Origin of the sequence: Pseudarthrobacter defluvii (assembly GCF_030816725.1) — a bacterium.
Taxonomy (GTDB): Bacteria; Actinomycetota; Actinomycetes; order Actinomycetales; family Micrococcaceae; genus Arthrobacter; species Arthrobacter defluvii_A.
Window position 1 is genome coordinate 1561706 of sequence record NZ_JAUSYG010000001.1, and the last position, 14455, is coordinate 1576160.

Here is a 14455-nt window from a genome sequence, read left to right on the forward strand (position 1 = left end):
CTCCGATTGCAGCGGCTCTGGCTGTCACAGAATATCCCCGCCCGGCCCGCTTACTGAAATTGGCCCGGCCCGTCAAGGCTTTAGCTGGACCTTCGTAAAAACTTCGTTTAAGACCGGCGATGCGGGGTAGCTCAGCACCCGGTCCGACAGGGCAAGCGCTGAGATAGGGAAGGCGATGGGAACCGCGGGGACGGTCGCGGCAATCTGGGCGTTGATGGTGTGATAAAGCTCATCCCGCTCCTTGCCTTCAGGAAGTCCGCGGGCCCGGTTGATCTTCGAAAAGACCTGAGGATCCTGGTACCCGAACTCGCCGTTCTTTTCCCCGAAGAGCGGGCCCACGAAGTTGTCCGCGTCCGAGTAGGAGCCGTTCCAGCCGAGGATGTGGAATGCGTGGTCGCCGGGGGACTGGACCTTCTGGAGGTAGCCATCCGACCAGTCCACCGGGACTGGCTGGATGTTGAAGCCGACGGCGGTGAGCTGGCGGCTGAGCTCAGCGTAGACCTTCTCGGGCGTGGGCAGGTAAGGCCGGGTGACGTTCAGGGGGTAGTAGAACTTGAGTTCCTCGCCCGCGTAGCCACCCTCCTTCAGGTAATCCTTGGCCTTTGCCGGGTCATGTCCCAGTGCTGGTGCGTCGTTGTTGAAGCCGCTGATCTTGGGCGGCACAAACTGGGTGGCCTTGGCGGTGTTGTCGATGAAGAACTTCCGGATCAGGGTTTCCTTGTCGATGGCAAGCTCCACCGCCTGCCGGATCTTCAGGTTCTGGAGCACCGGGACGTCCTGGTTCATGCCAACGTACATCACGGAGAACGGGTCGCGCTGGACGATCTGCTTGCCGCGCTTCACCAGCTGGTCAAAGTTGCCCACGGTCACGGCGTCGTAGCCGTCGATGGTTCCGTCCAGCAGGGCCTGGAGACGGGTCTGCGGATGGTTGTAGGCCAGGAAGTTGATGGTGGCAATCTGCCCGCGGTCGCCCCAGTAGTTCCTGTTGCTGGACAGGGTCACGTTGTCGTTGCCCCAGGCGGCCAGCGTGAAGGGGCCCGTCCCCACCGGGTTTGTCGCGAAGGCGGACATCGCCTGGCCGCCCCGGTTCTGGTCCAGGACGTCGGCTTTTCCGGAGGCAAGGGCTGCCGGGGACGCGATGGCAAAGGCGGGCAGGGTCAACGCCTGCAGGAACGCCGTGAAGCGCTGGGTGAGGTCGATCTGCACCGTGTCGGCGGCGATTGCGGTACAGCTCTTGAAGATGGACAGGTCCGGCTCGTCCGAGTGCGCCTTGACAACGCTTTTGAACGAACTGCCCGGCGCCTGTTTCCGCAGCGCGGCAGGAAAGGCAAACCAGCGGTTGAAGTTGGTGCAGACCGCGTCTGCGTTGAAGGGGGTGCCGTCCTGGAAGGTGACTCCCGTGCGGAGCTTGAACGTGTAGGTGCGGCCTTCGTTGGACTCGGTCCATTCCGTGGCCAACAGCGGGGTGGGTTTGCCGGTGGTCTGGTCCACGCCCACCAGGCCTTCGAGGATCTGCCGGGTGATGCGCTGCGATTCCACGTCGTTGGACAATGCCGGGTCCAATCCCAGGGGCTGGGCGGCAGTGCCGAAGTTGAACGTGGCAGCAGGTTCTGCAGGCGTGGTGCTGGGCGTACCGGAGGTGGGGGAGGGGGCAGGCGTGCCTGTGCAGGATGTCACGCCCAGCGCCATGAGGACGGCACCGGCCTTGATGACCGTACGCCTCGAAGTACTGCTGGGCACTGGTTAATCACCTCTGGATGCTGCCGGTTCCGCCGCTTGCGGGCCGGGATCCAGTCTAGGGGACAGGAGCGGGCACAGTTCGCGGATCCGGATCCGGCGTTGCCCGGGGCCGGATCCGCTGTTGGAGAACGGATCCGGCCCTGGGCATGGCCGCTGTACTGAGGGCTTACTTGGGCATCAGTACCGAGTCGATCAGGTACACGGTTGCATTCTTGGTCTTGACGCCGCCGCAGATGACGTTGGCGTCGTCCACCTTGAGGTTGTCACCGCTGCCGCTCACGGTCACGGAACCGCCCTGGACGGTGGCATGGGTGCCGGCGATCTTGTCCGGGGTGATCTGGCCGGGGACCACGTGGTACGTCAGGATCTTGCTCAGGAGGGCGTCGTCCGTCTTCAGGGTCTCGATGGTGGCGGGGTCGATCTTCTTGAAGGCGTCGTCCACCGGAGCGAAGACGGTGAATTCGCCGCCGTTGAGGGTGTCCACCAGGTTGACCTTGGGGTTCAGCTTGCCGGAGACGGCCGCGGTCAGGGTGGTCAGGATGGGGTTGTTGGACGCTGCCACGGCAACCGGGTCCAGGGCCATCCCCTCTACGGAGCCTGCGCCGGTGGGAACCTGCTGGGCATAGGCGGCGCAGCCGGGGCCTACGAGGTTGGCGGCCGGATCCATGGTGCCGGCCGACGAGCTTGCGGACGGAGACGCCATGGCGGAGCTGGACGGGGACGCCATGCTTGAGCTGGGGGAGGATGACATCGGCGCCGATGACGCCGAGGATCCGGAGGTGCTGCCTGAACCACCGCATGCGGTGAGGCTGAGCAGAGCGGCCGCTGCAACGCCTGCGACGGTGAAAGTGGTGCGTTTGAAGGTCTGCATGTGAGTTCTCCTTGGATCATTTGCCTGCCGCCGCCGAACGTTGTGCCGGCGGTGTGCGGTCTGCCTTGCGGTAAGCACCTGCCCTTGGCTGGTGTCTCAATGGCTATTCGCCCGATGCGCGGAAGCGGATGGGTGGATCTTCGGAGTTTTTCTATTCGGGGCAGAAATCGCCGGCAGGCCCGGCCGGCGCTTAACGCAGGAATCCCCCGGCCGGAGCCGGGGGATTCAGTGTGCGCAAGGGGGGACTTGAACCCCCACGCCCGAAGGCACAGGAACCTAAATCCTGCGTGTCTGCCAATTTCACCACTCGCGCGCAGCATCCGGTGCGCCAGAGGTACGACGGCGGATGACAGGTTCCATTGTAGCGTCGCCCCGGCGGTGGCCAGGGCAGCCGCAGCAGGGTCAGGAGTCCAGGTTCAGGTCCCGCCTCAGCTTGGCCACGTGGCCGGTGGCGCGAACGTTGTACTGGGCCAGCGCCACATTGCCGTCCGGATCCACCACAATGGTCGACCGGATCAGTCCCTCATAGGTCTTGCCGTAGTTCTTTTTCTCGCCCCAGGCGCCGTATGCCTCGGCCACCGTGTGGTCGGCGTCAGAGAGCAGCGGGAATGTCAGGGACTCCTTGTCGGCAAACTTTGCCAGTTTTTCGACGGGGTCGGGGGAGATTCCCAGGATGTCGTAGCCGGCGGCCTGCAGGGAAGCCAGGCTGTCGCGGAAGTCGCAGGCTTCCTTGGTGCAGCCAGGGGTTGAAGCGGCCGGGTAGAAGTAGACGATGGTGGAGTGGCCCGGCCGGGGGGCCAGGCTGACGTCCTTGCCGGTTGAATCCTGCAGCGTGAAAGCGGGTGCTTTGTCGCCGGTAACGAGTCTTTCAGCCATTGTTTTTCTCCTTGTTGCGGGCCGGACACAACAGCCTAATAAGCCCGTGGAGCCAGTGCTAATCGGTATTTGGCTATACTTGCTGCTATGCCTGATATGGATCACTGGCCCACAGGGCGCCTCCTGTCCACTGCTGCGCGACTCGTTGAACACTCGTGGAACGAGAAACTCGGTGCCATTGGACTCACCCATGCCGGTGTCATCGCCATCGAGGTCCTTGCCGCGCAAGGGCCCATGACGCAGGCGCAGCTTGCCCAGTATGTTCGTGTCCAGGCGCAGACCATGGGCAAGACCCTCAGCAGGCTCGAGTCCCACGGCCACATCGCCAGGGTGCGCAGCACCTCGGATCGCAGGAGCCACGTGGTGTCGCTGACCGAGCAGGGCAAGGAAGCCGTCGCCCAGGCTGTGGAGATGGAGCGGTCGGTGCTGGCGTCGGCGTCCATCGACCCCGAATTGTTGCGCCAGGAGCTCAAGGCCGTTGTGCGGGAACTCGCCAGCCAGTTCTCCACCACTCCCAGCAATGCCGGAGCCCTCATGGACAACATGGCCAAGTAGGCGCCGGTCTGTCACTTTCCAGAGGGGCGCGGGCCGGGTCTTGAACGATCCGGGGCCGCGCTTTTTTGTGCCCGCCGGCCACCCGCCGTCGTGCCTGTCGGGTCCCGGCTGAGCTTCCGAAGGCCGGGCCCCGACCGGGAGCAATCGATGAGATGGGCGGTAAAACAAAACAGCCCCCGGTTTGTGTTTCCACAAACCGGAGGCTGTTTTCCCAGTGGTGCACCCCCCGGGACTTGAACCCGGAACCCATTGATTAAGAGTCAATTGCTCTGCCAATTGAGCTAGAGGTGCATCTTTTTGCTTCCATCCCCGGGCTTTTTCTTTCCCGTTGATCTCCGCAACGACATGAAACTCTACACGAACTTTTGGTGCAAGTGAAATCGGCGCCGGCAGCCGCTTCGGGTTCACTGGGGAACCCGCAAAACCAGCGCAAAATCAGGGTTTTCCCCGTTCGTCAGGAGACAGAGGCCGCCTTGAGGGGTGCGGATTACATCGCGGATGCGCCCGTACCGTCCTGTGAAATAGGCCACAGGATCGCCCGCCTCCGTTCCGGACAGCGGGACCGCCCACAACCTCTCGCCCCGTAGTGCTCCCAGATAGGCAACGCCACCGAAGATTTCGAGCCCGCTGGGGGAGGACTCCCGGGTGGAGGGCCATACGACTTTTGCGTCCTGGAAGCCGGCGCGGTGCGGCGCTCCCGTGACGTCCGGCCAGCCGTAGTTGGCGCCGGGCAGGATCAGGTTCAGCTCGTCGTCCACGTCGGGTCCGAACTCGCTGGCCCACAGCCTGCCCTCAGCGTCCCACGCCAGACCCTGGACGTTCCGGTGGCCCAGGCTGTAAACGGCGTTGCCAAACGGGTTGCCTGGTGCCGGGCTGCCATCAGGGGTGAGCCGGAGGATTTTCCCGCCCAGGGCGCTCCGGTCCTGCGGCTGGTTGCGGCGCTGGGCGTCGCCGGTGCCCACGTACAGGAACCCGTCCGGGCCAAAGCGGATCCTGCCGCCGTTGTGGGTGCTGGCTTTGGGTATTCCCGAAAACACGGTTTGGGGTTGTCCGGGCGTCAGGGAACCATCGGGAGCGCTGTCGAGGGCAATCCGGACAACCCGGTTGTCCTCCTGGCTGGTCAGGTAGGCGTAGAGGTAGCGGTCCGAGCCAAAGCGCGGCGAGAGTGCCAGGCCCAGCAGGCCGCCTTCGCCGGAAGGCGCCACGCCGGGTACTTTTCCGAGGGTGCTGGCTTTGCCGTCGCGGACGGTCTTCAGCAGTGCGGTCCCGCGCTCGGAGATTCCAGCCGCGCCGGATGATGGCGGTGCCGTCCGGGAGGAAGACCGCGGCCCAGGGAGTATCGAGCTGCAAGTCCAGGCGCTCCTGCACTGCAGGAGCGGGAACGGACGCAGGAGTCGGAACGGGGACAGCGGTGGCGGTTGCCGCAGGCGTCCCGGTGACCGCAGGGCTTGTGGCGGATGCGGGAGGTTCGGACGTTGCCGGTGGTTCGGGAGTCCCCGTGCAGGCGGCCACCACCAGGCATAAGGCCAGGCAAGGAAGGCCCGCCGCAAAGCGACGGGCCTTCCCCTTACTAAAGCCGTTTGCGCCGGGGAGCGCGGAAGCCCGCAGCCTCGGCGTGCGCGGCAGATTCGAACCAGACTTCCGCCTTGGTCTGCTCATAGTCGGGATGTCCTTCTTCGTAGTACACCATCGCGGCTGCGTCCCCCTTCACCGTGTAGTCCTCCGGTCCGCTGCCGTCGGGACCGGACGCTGCCGAGCCGGCGCCGTAGGGCTCTTGGGCTGCGAGGTGTCCGGCCGGTTCGGGGACAGCGCTGCCCTGTCCTTGGGGCACGTCCTGTCCCTGGCTGAACCCCTGTCCCTGGTTGGATTCCGGGCTGCGGCCTGACGGCTGGTGATGGGTGGCCCCGTTCTCCACCAACGCGGAGGACTGTGCCCGTTCAAGGGTTTCGGCGGCATCGCCACCGCCTTGGGTGGTGGCGGGACCGGACTCCGCGGCCGGGGCCTGTGCGCCGCCTGATCGGAAAGTGTCTGCCCGGTGCTGGGGCGCCTGCCCGCCGGCCTGCCCCGCAACTGGTGCGCCGCCGTCGTCCGCGTTTTCCATTGCGGCTGTTTCCGCCCCTGGAAGCGTGGGGGCGTGGGGCGCCGTGTACTCGTCATGGTGTACGGCGCGTGACGTGGAGGGGGAGGCCTGGGCCGCGGAAGCTTCCGCCTTGGCACCTCGATGCGCGGACGTTTCCTGGGAGGCCGTGCCCGGCGATGTCAGCGGTGGGGTTCCCGCCCCGCTCGTGGCGGAGGAACCGGACCGGCGTGCAGCGCCGGCCTCGGACCACTGGGTTTCCCATTCCGCCTGGTCGGCGGCCTGATCGGCGGCCCTGTCGGGGGCCTGGTCAACGGCCTGGCCCGGGCGCCGGCGATCGTCACGTTCCGCGCTGCCGGCGGGGGTGTCCCGCCCGGCTGCTGCCTGGTCGGTGAGGCCGGCGCCTCCTGCCGGCGATTCGCGCGTCGACGTGGCCGACGAATCAGCCGGTTCCTCGGCGGTGGCAGGGGCTGCCGGTTCAGCCGGCCGGCCGAATCCTGCTGCCGTGGGGATGCCGGTGGTTCCCGCGGCTTGGGCGGACGCCGCGGCGCTGCCGCCCTCCAGGGCCCCGTCCGCCCGGGTCCCTCCCTTCACGGTTCCGGCCGATGACCCGTCCGGCGGGTTGGCTGACTTGTTGCGGTTCAGCAGCCACCAGATGATGACGGCGATGACGACAAGGAGGATGATCCAGAAAACGATGTCCATGGCAAGCCCTTCGGTCCACAGCGGATGGGTGTCCTGCTCCCGACGCTACGTCGGGTGATCACGGCTGTCCAGAGACACTCCGGGCCCGGCGGGGCGTACGACGGCCGTTCGGTGCACAAGGACCGCTGCCGGCGCCTCAACACCACGCTCGTCTCGAAAGATGAGACGCGCGTCCAGTATTTGGCTGGTAATTGCCGCGTTTCCGCTAAAACCCCTGCCACCCGTCGATTCCGCCGCCGTCCGAGCCCTAGACTTTCCCCTATGAGTGACAGCCGGATCGCAACCGATACCAAGCCTGACATCAAGCCGCGCAGCCGCGTCGTAACGGACGGGATTCACGCAGCCCCTGCACGCGGCATGTTCCGGGCCGTCGGCATGGGCGATGACGACTTCGCCAAGCCCCAGGTGGGCGTGGCGAGCTCCTGGAATGAGATCACCCCCTGCAACCTTTCCCTTAACCGGCTTGCCCAGGGCGCCAAGGAAGGCGTCCACGCCGGCGGCGGCTTCCCCATGCAGTTCGGCACCATTTCCGTCTCCGACGGCATTTCCATGGGCCACGAAGGCATGCATTTCTCCCTGGTTTCCCGCGAAGTCATCGCCGACTCCGTGGAAACCGTGATGCAGGCCGAGCGGATTGATGGTTCGGTCCTGCTGGCAGGCTGTGACAAGTCCCTCCCGGGCATGCTCATGGCTGCCGCCCGGCTGGACCTCGCGAGCGTCTTCCTTTACGCCGGCTCCATCATGCCCGGCTGGGTCAAGCTCGAGGACGGCTCGGAAAAGGAAGTCACCCTTATCGACGCCTTCGAAGCCGTTGGCGCGTGCGCGGCCGGCAAGATGAGCATGGAGGACCTGACCCGCATCGAAAAGGCCATCTGCCCGGGCGAAGGCGCCTGCGGCGGCATGTACACGGCCAACACCATGGCGTGCATCGGTGAAGCGCTGGGGATGTCCCTGCCCGGCTCCGCCGCACCGCCCTCGGCAGACCGCCGTCGTGACGAATTCGCCCGCAAGTCCGGCGAAGCGGTGGTCAACCTCCTGCGCCTGGGGATCACTGCCCGCGACATCATGACCAGGAAGGCCTTTGAGAACGCCATCGCCGTCACCATGGCGTTCGGCGGCTCCACCAACGCGGTCCTGCACCTGCTGGCCATCGCCCGCGAAGCCGAGGTGGAACTGACCCTCGACGACTTCAACCGGATCGGCGACAGGATCCCGCACCTGGGCGACCTCAAGCCCTTCGGACGTTACGTGATGACCGACGTCGACAGGATCGGCGGCGTCCCGGTCATTATGAAGGCCCTGCTCGACGCCGGCCTCCTCCATGGGGACTGCCTCACCGTTACGGGCAAGACCGTTGCGGAGAACCTTGAAGCCATCAACCCGCCGGACGTTGACGGCAAGATCCTGCGCGCCCTGGACAACCCCATCCACAAGACCGGCGGCATCACCATCCTGCACGGCTCCATGGCTCCGGAAGGCGCCGTGGTCAAGAGCGCCGGTTTCGACGCCGACGTCTTCGAAGGCACCGCCCGTGTCTTCGAGCGCGAGCAGGGCGCACTGGACGCGCTGGACAACGGCCGGATCAACGCGGGCGACGTCGTGGTGATCCGCTACGAGGGCCCCAAGGGCGGCCCGGGCATGCGCGAAATGCTCGCGATCACCGGCGCCATCAAGGGTGCGGGCCTGGGCAAGGACGTGCTGCTCCTCACCGACGGCCGCTTCTCCGGCGGCACCACCGGCCTATGCATTGGACACGTTGCACCGGAAGCGGTCGACGGCGGCCCTATCGCCTTCGTGAAGGACGGAGACCGGATCCGGGTGGACATCGCCGCACGCACCTTCGACCTGCTGGTGGACGACGCGGAACTCGATGCCCGCAAGGTGGGCTGGGAGCCGCTGCCTGCAAGGTACACCAAGGGCGTGCTCGCCAAGTACGCCAAGCTGGTCCACAGCGCGAGCCAGGGCGCCTACACCGGCGTGTGATCCCTCCCCAACGGATGCGGCGCGGCCGCCGCATCCGTTGGGGCCCTCGGGATCCCACTTATTAAGCCCTACCGCGCAGGCAGCGCAGGCTTAGGGGCTTGGTGAGCTGGGATAGGATCAAAGGGTGGACAGCGTTGTCCACATGGTGAGATAGGGTTGTTGCTCGTTGACACTCATCTTGCCAAGAGGGAAAACTGAACGCATGACAATCGTTACCGCCGGCACCGTCGTCGTCCTTACCAAGCGCGTGGCACCTTAGCCCCCTGGTAACGAACCGTCACGCGCAAACCCCTCAAAAGCCGCCAGGCCGAGGGGTTTTTTTATTCCCACCGTTTGAACCAGTTCCAGAACCAGAGAAGATCCACAAGGAAGAGTCCGATGAGCAAAGGATCGCCCATCAGCCCCTCGCTGATGGCCACCAAGTCCGCTGGAGCCGCCAAGGCTCCGGAACGCGCCGACCGGACGGCTGACCATGCCGCCGTCGCCGCCGACCTTGCTGCAGTCTCTCCTGTCCTTGGGCCGAACAACGTCGTACCCCCGACGGTGATGACCGGCTCGCAAGCAATCGTCCGCTCGCTCGAAGAACTCGGCGTCGACGACATTTTCGGTTTGCCTGGTGGCGCGATCCTGCCCACCTACGACCCCTTGATGGCCTCCACCATGAACCACGTGCTGGTCCGTCACGAACAGGGAGCCGGCCACGCCGCGCAAGGCTACGCCATGGTCACCGGACGGGTGGGCGTCTGCATCGCCACCTCAGGACCCGGCGCCACCAACCTCGTTACCGCCATCATGGACGCCCACATGGACTCCGTGCCCCTGGTGGCCATTACCGGCCAGGTATCCAGCAGCGTCATCGGCACCGACGCCTTCCAGGAAGCCGACATTGTTGGCATCACGATGCCCGTCACCAAGCACTCCTTCCTGGTGACGGACCCCAACGACATCCCGCACGTGATGGCCGAAGCCTTCCACCTCGCCTCCACCGGCCGTCCCGGCCCGGTCCTCGTGGACGTCGCCAAGGACGCCCAGGTGGGCCAGATGACCTTCTCCTGGCCGCCGAAGATCGACCTGCCCGGCTACCGGCCGGTCACCCGCGGACACAACAAGCAGGTCCGGGAGGCCGCAAAGCTCATTGCCGCTTCCGCCAAGCCCGTCCTCTACGTTGGCGGCGGCGTGGTCAAGGCGCACGCCTCGGCCGAACTGCTCGCCCTGGCGGAAGCCACCGGCGCACCGGTGGTGACCACCCTGATGGCCAAGGGTGCGTTCCCGGATTCGCACCCGCAGCACGTAGGCATGCCCGGCATGCACGGCAGCGTCTCCGCCGTTACGGCCCTGCAGCAGTCCGACCTGCTGATCACCCTCGGCGCCCGCTTCGATGACCGCGTCACCGGCGTGTTGAAGACCTTCGCGCCCAACGCCAAGGTGATCCACGCGGACATCGACCCCGCCGAGATTTCCAAGAACCGTACTGCGGACGTGCCGATTGTCGGGTCCGTCAAGGAGATCATCCCGGAACTGACCGAGGCTGTACGGAGCCAGTTCGAAGCTTCCGGCACCCCGGACCTCACCACCTGGTGGGCGTTCCTGAACAACCTCAAGGAAACCTACCCGCTGGGCTGGACCGAGCCGGATGACGGCCTCATCGCCCCGCAGAAGGTCATCAAGCGGATCGGCGAACTGACCGGCCCCGAAGGCGTTTACGTCGCAGGCGTGGGCCAGCACCAGATGTGGGCCGCCCAGTTCATCAAGTACGAGCGCCCGCACGCCTGGCTGAACTCCGGCGGCGCCGGCACCATGGGCTACGCCGTCCCGGCGGCCATGGGAGCCAAGGTCGGCGAGCCGGACCGCGTGGTCTGGGCCATCGACGGTGACGGCTGCTTCCAGATGACCAACCAGGAACTGGCCACCTGCGCCATCAACAACATCCCCATCAAGGTTGCCGTCATCAACAACTCCTCGCTGGGCATGGTGCGGCAGTGGCAGACCCTTTTCTACGAGGGCCGCTACTCCAACACCGACCTCAACACCGGCCACGACACCGTCCGCATCCCGGACTTCGTCAAGCTGGGGGAGGCCTACGGCTGCGCTTCGTTCCGTGTTGAACGCGAGGAAGACATCGACGCCACCATCCAAAAGGCACTCGAGATCAACGACCGTCCCGTGGTCATCGACTTCGTGGTGAGCCCCAACTCCATGGTGTGGCCGATGGTGCCCGCCGGCGTGAGCAACGACCAGATCCAGGTTGCCCGCAACATGACCCCGGAATGGGAAGAGGAAGACTGAGCATGAGCCGCCATACACTTTCCGTCCTGGTTGAGGACAAGCCCGGCGTCCTGACCCGCGTGGCCAGCCTCTTCGCCCGTCGCGCCTTCAACATCAACTCCCTGGCTGTTGGCCCCACCGAAGTGCCGGGTGTCTCCCGCATGACGGTGGTGGTCGACGCCGACGGCGACCTCATCGAGCAGGTCACCAAGCAGCTCAACAAGTTGATCAATGTCATCAAGATTGTTGAGCTCACCCCAGAATCTTCCGTACAGCGCGACCACATCCTGGTCAAGGTACGTGCGGACGCCGCAACACGCCTGCAGGTAACCCAGGCCGCAGACCTGTTCCGCGCCTCAGTGGTCGACGTGTCCACCGACTCCGTCGTCATTGAAGCCACCGGCCACCCGGAAAAGCTCACAGCCCTGCTCTCAGTGCTGGAGCCCTTCGGCATCCGCGAAATTGTGCAGTCCGGCACCCTGGCCGTTGGACGGGGATCCCGCTCCATGAGTGACCGGGCGCTCCGCTCCGCCTAGGCAAGCACGTCCAGGCGGGACCTCGCGCCCGTAACCGCAGCACCGCAAGACCACTATCTAGAAAACCACTCAAGAGGAGTTACGCAAGTGACTGAAATGTTCTACGACGACGACGCCGATCTCTCGATCATCCAGGGCCGCAAGGTTGCCATCGTTGGCTACGGCTCGCAGGGCCACGCCCACGCGCAGAACCTGCGCGATTCCGGCGTCGAGGTTGTCATCGCGCTCAAGGAAGGCTCGAAGTCGATCGCCAAGGCCGAGGACGCCGGCTTCACGGTCAAGAACGTTGCCGACGCCGCCGAATGGGCCGACGTCATCATGATCCTGGCGCCGGACCAGCACCAGCGCTCGATCTTCACCGAGTCCATCAAGGACAAGCTGACCCCGGGCAAGGCCCTTGCCTTCGCCCACGGCTTCAACATCCGCTTCGGCTACATCCAGGCGCCGGAGGGCGTTGACGTCATCCTGGTTGCCCCGAAGGCACCCGGCCACACCGTGCGCCGCGAATTCGAAGCCGGCCGCGGCATCCCGGACATCATCGCCGTCGAGCAGGACGCGTCCGGTAACGCCTGGGAGCTGGCCAAGTCCTACGCCAAGGCCATCGGCGGCACCCGCGCCGGCGTCATCAAGACCACCTTCACCGAAGAGACCGAAACCGACCTCTTCGGCGAGCAGGCTGTCCTCTGCGGCGGTGTGTCCCAGCTGGTCCAGTATGGCTTCGAAACCCTCACCGAGGCCGGCTACCAGCCGCAGATCGCCTACTTCGAGGTGCTGCACGAGCTCAAGCTCATCGTCGACCTCATGTGGGAAGGCGGCATCGCCAAGCAGCGCTGGAGCGTCTCCGACACCGCCGAGTACGGCGACTACGTCTCCGGCCCGCGCGTCATCACACCCGAGGTGAAGGAAAACATGAAGGCCGTCCTGGCCGACATCCAGTCCGGTGCCTTCGCCAAGCGCTTCATCGAGGACCAGGACAACGGCGGTGTTGAGTTCAAGGAACTGCGCGCCAAGGCAGAACAGCACCCCATCGAGGCTGTCGGCCGCGAGCTGCGTGCCCTGTTCTCCTGGCAGCAGCAGGACGTCGACTACGTGGAGGGCTCCGCAGCCCGCTAAAGCTGCACCGCCGCCATATGGACCGCACCGGTGAGGCCGGGCTCACGCTTAACAATGTGAGCCCGGCCTTTCCGTCGGCCTAGACTTGTTCCATCCCCAGGACTGCAACGCAGAGGATCAGCCGTGTCAAAACCCGTAGTACTGCTCGCCGAAGAACTTTCCCCCGCCACCGTCGAGGCCCTCGGCCCGGATTTTGAAATCCGCCAGACCGACGGCGCCGACCGTTCCCAGCTGCTCTCGGCGATCAGCGACGTAGATGCCATCCTGGTCCGCTCCGCCACCCAGGTGGACGCCGAAGCGATCGCCGCGGCCAAGAACCTGAAGGTCATCGCCCGTGCCGGCGTGGGGCTGGACAACGTGGACATCAAGGCCGCCACCCAGGCCGGCGTCATGGTGGTCAACGCGCCCACGTCCAACATCGTTTCCGCCGCCGAGCTCACAGTGGGGCACATCCTCAGCCTGGCGCGCCACATTCCGCAGGCCAGCGCCGCCCTGAAGGACGGCGAATGGAAGCGCTCCAAGTACACCGGCATTGAACTGTTTGAGAAAAAGATCGGCATCATCGGCCTGGGGCGCATCGGCGCCCTGGTGGCGGCCCGTCTCAAGGGGTTCGACACCAAGATCCTGGCTTACGACCCCTACATCACCTCGGCCCGTGCCGCGCAGCTCGGCGTGCAGCTGGTCACCCTGGACGAGCTCCTGGCCCAGTCCGACTTCATCACCATCCACATGCCCAAGACGCCCGAGACGGTGGGCATGCTGGGCGCCGACGCCTTCAGGAAGATGAAGAACACCGCCTACGTGGTGAACGTCGCCCGCGGCGGCCTGGTGGATGAGGAAGCCCTCTACACCGCCCTCCAGGACGGTGAAATCGCCGGCGCCGGCGTGGACGTCTTCGCCAAGGAGCCCAGCACCGACCTGCCGTTCTTCAAGCTCGACAACGTGGTGGTCACCCCGCACCTGGGCGCCTCCACCGACGAGGCCCAGGAAAAAGCCGGCGTCTCCGTTGCCAAGTCGGTCCGCCTGGCCCTCGCCGGCGAGCTGGTGCCGGACGCCGTCAACGTCGCCGGCGGCGTCATTGCCCCCGACGTTCGCCCGGGCATCCCGCTGATCGAGAAGCTGGGCCGCATCTTCACCGCGCTGACCCACGCATCCCTGACCCAGTTCGACGTGGAAGTGGCCGGCGAAATCTCCTCCCTCGATGTCAAGGTGCTGGAACTGGCAGCGCTGAAGGGCATCTTCGCCGACGTCGTGACCGAGCAGGTGTCCTATGTCAACGCCCCGGTCATCGCGGAGCAGCGCGGCATCAACGTCCGCCTCATCACCACCCCGGAGACCGAGTCCTACCGCAACGTCCTTACCCTGCGCGGCGCCCTCAGCGACGGCACCCAGATCTCCGTCTCCGGTACCCTGACCGGTCCCAAGCAGATCGAGAAACTGGTGGGCATCAACGGCTTCGAGGTTGAAATCCCCATCAGCGAGCACCTGGTGGTGGTTGCCTACACGGACCGCCCCGGCGTCATCGGAACCATCGGCCACATCCTGGGCATGAACAACATCAACATCGCCGGCATGCAGGTGGCCCGTTCCAACGAGGGCGGCCACGTCCTGGCGCTGCTCACCATCGACAGCTCCGTTCCGCAGCAGGTGCTGGACGCCATCAAGGCCGGCATCGGCGCAGAGATGGTCCGGGAAGTGGACCTGGAAGACTAGTGCGACACACCGGCCGAAACG

At 65.5% G+C, this 14455-nt stretch carries 10 protein-coding genes, 2 tRNA genes and 1 pseudogene; 6 read left to right on the forward strand and 7 right to left on the reverse strand.

The annotated features are described in order from the left end of the window. Window positions 1–72: 72 nt before the first annotated feature. The 4 genes from QF031_RS07280 to bcp all read right to left on the reverse strand — a co-directional run bounded on the left by QF031_RS07280 (window position 73) and on the right by bcp (window position 3487). Window positions 73–1689: an ABC transporter substrate-binding protein gene (locus QF031_RS07280; protein ID WP_307433213.1), complete on the reverse strand. Its 1617-nt coding sequence runs from the start codon at window positions 1687–1689 to the stop codon at window positions 73–75. Between the two features lie 217 nt (window positions 1690–1906). After that, window positions 1907–2611 (reverse strand): fasciclin domain-containing protein, encoded by a 705-nt coding sequence (locus QF031_RS07285; protein WP_307426020.1) that lies wholly within the window; start codon window positions 2609–2611, stop codon window positions 1907–1909. Window positions 2612–2842: 231 nt separating this feature from the next. Further along, window positions 2843–2924, reverse strand: a tRNA-Leu gene (locus QF031_RS07290). 89 nt (window positions 2925–3013) lie between these two features. Beyond that, window positions 3014–3487, reverse strand: coding sequence for a thioredoxin-dependent thiol peroxidase (gene bcp / locus QF031_RS07295; RefSeq protein ID WP_307426023.1), 474 nt, complete (start codon window positions 3485–3487; stop codon window positions 3014–3016). A gap of 96 nt (window positions 3488–3583) precedes the next feature. On the opposite strand from bcp, the gene QF031_RS07300 reads away from it, so the two are divergent. Beyond that, window positions 3584–4042 carry a MarR family winged helix-turn-helix transcriptional regulator gene (locus tag QF031_RS07300; RefSeq protein WP_236802884.1) on the forward strand — a complete coding sequence of 153 codons (459 nt, stop codon included), beginning with the start codon at window positions 3584–3586 and terminating at the stop codon, window positions 4040–4042. 215 nt (window positions 4043–4257) lie between these two features. Here QF031_RS07300 and QF031_RS07305 read toward each other — a convergent pair. The 3 genes and pseudogenes from QF031_RS07305 to QF031_RS07315 all read right to left on the reverse strand — a co-directional run bounded on the left by QF031_RS07305 (window position 4258) and on the right by QF031_RS07315 (window position 6824). Then, a tRNA-Lys gene (locus tag QF031_RS07305) sits at window positions 4258–4333 on the reverse strand. Window positions 4334–4446: 113 nt separating this feature from the next. Further along, window positions 4447–5701: pseudogene (locus tag QF031_RS07310) on the reverse strand (PQQ-dependent sugar dehydrogenase). Then, window positions 5613–6824: a sunset domain-containing protein gene (locus QF031_RS07315; protein ID WP_307426025.1), complete on the reverse strand. Its 1212-nt coding sequence runs from the start codon at window positions 6822–6824 to the stop codon at window positions 5613–5615. Before QF031_RS07315 ends, QF031_RS07310 begins: the two are co-directional and overlap by 89 nt. 261 nt (window positions 6825–7085) lie before the next feature. Between QF031_RS07315 and ilvD the strand changes: the two genes are divergently transcribed. The 5 genes from ilvD (at window position 7086) to serA (ending at window position 14434) form a co-directional block, all read left to right on the forward strand. Then, complete coding sequence (ilvD, locus tag QF031_RS07320; protein ID WP_307426026.1) at window positions 7086–8807, forward strand: dihydroxy-acid dehydratase; 1722 nt, start codon at window positions 7086–7088, stop codon at window positions 8805–8807. A gap of 378 nt (window positions 8808–9185) precedes the next feature. Continuing rightward, a complete protein-coding gene (locus tag QF031_RS07325) occupies window positions 9186–11093 on the forward strand; it encodes an acetolactate synthase large subunit (RefSeq protein WP_307426028.1) in 1908 nt (635 codons plus the stop codon). A 2-nt stretch (window positions 11094–11095) separates the two neighbouring features. Next, window positions 11096–11608 (forward strand): acetolactate synthase small subunit, encoded by a 513-nt coding sequence (ilvN, locus tag QF031_RS07330; RefSeq protein WP_018768340.1) that lies wholly within the window; start codon window positions 11096–11098, stop codon window positions 11606–11608. An 87-nt stretch (window positions 11609–11695) separates the two neighbouring features. Then, window positions 11696–12721: a ketol-acid reductoisomerase gene (gene ilvC / locus QF031_RS07335; protein ID WP_307426032.1), complete on the forward strand. Its 1026-nt coding sequence runs from the start codon at window positions 11696–11698 to the stop codon at window positions 12719–12721. 123 nt (window positions 12722–12844) lie between these two features. Next, window positions 12845–14434, forward strand: coding sequence for a phosphoglycerate dehydrogenase (serA, locus tag QF031_RS07340; RefSeq protein ID WP_307426036.1), 1590 nt, complete (start codon window positions 12845–12847; stop codon window positions 14432–14434). Window positions 14435–14455 lie beyond the last annotated feature (21 nt).

Coding starts and splice junctions, on each gene's coding strand:
- QF031_RS07280 (WP_307433213.1), bottom strand. CDS start 1,689: ATGGCGCTGGGCGTGACATCCTGCACAGGCACGCCTGCCCCCTCCCCC.
- QF031_RS07285 (WP_307426020.1), bottom strand. CDS start 2,611: ATGCAGACCTTCAAACGCACCACTTTCACCGTCGCAGGCGTTGCAGCG.
- bcp (WP_307426023.1), bottom strand. CDS start 3,487: ATGGCTGAAAGACTCGTTACCGGCGACAAAGCACCCGCTTTCACGCTG.
- QF031_RS07300 (WP_236802884.1), top strand. CDS start 3,584: ATGGATCACTGGCCCACAGGGCGCCTCCTGTCCACTGCTGCGCGACTC.
- QF031_RS07315 (WP_307426025.1), bottom strand. CDS start 6,824: ATGGACATCGTTTTCTGGATCATCCTCCTTGTCGTCATCGCCGTCATC.
- ilvD (WP_307426026.1), top strand. CDS start 7,086: ATGAGTGACAGCCGGATCGCAACCGATACCAAGCCTGACATCAAGCCG.
- QF031_RS07325 (WP_307426028.1), top strand. CDS start 9,186: ATGAGCAAAGGATCGCCCATCAGCCCCTCGCTGATGGCCACCAAGTCC.
- ilvN (WP_018768340.1), top strand. CDS start 11,096: ATGAGCCGCCATACACTTTCCGTCCTGGTTGAGGACAAGCCCGGCGTC.